This is a genomic window from Streptomyces sp. RPT161, assembly GCF_027533845.1.
Lineage (GTDB): Bacteria > Actinomycetota > Actinomycetes > Streptomycetales > Streptomycetaceae > Streptantibioticus_A > Streptantibioticus_A silvisoli_A.
In genome coordinates this window covers 1-466 of the sequence record NZ_JAPZVN010000113.1, presented here as the reverse complement: position 1 = coordinate 466, position 466 = coordinate 1, and the positions used below count along the sequence as shown (strand labels likewise).

Annotated in this window: 1 protein-coding gene; it reads left to right on the top strand. The window is 66.5% G+C overall.

The window, feature by feature from the left end; genetic code table 11:
- Positions 1-53: 53 nt before the first annotated feature.
- On the top strand, positions 54-466 hold a 413-nt coding region (locus O5O46_RS35145), incomplete at its 3' end, for a transglycosylase SLT domain-containing protein (protein WP_269859751.1).

Below are 466 nucleotides of genomic sequence, written 5' to 3'. Positions count from 1 at the left end.
CCTAATGCCTGGTTAATGCTTTTGGAGTCCCCGACGAAAGAGGTACCCCTCGCATGCTGCGCTTCACCAAGCCCTCGACCCGCCGCCTGACCAAGGCCCGTACCTTCGCCCTCAGCGGCCTCGCCGCCACCGGCCTGTCGGTACTCGCCGCGACCGCCGGCGCCCCGAGCGCATCGGCGGCCACCCAGAGCGGCAGCGTCGACAGCTGGATCAAGCAGGCCCTGGTCGTCATGCACGACAAGGGCATCCCCGGCAGCTACGACGGCATCCACCGCAACCTCATGCGCGAGTCCGCAGGCAACCCCAACGCCATCAACAACTGGGACTCCAACGCCAAGATCGGCACCCCCTCCAAGGGCCTCATGCAGGTGATCGACCCCACGTTCAAGGCCTACCACGTGGCCGGTACCTCCTCGAACATCTACGACCCGGTCGCCAACATCACCGCCTCCGCCAACTACGCGGC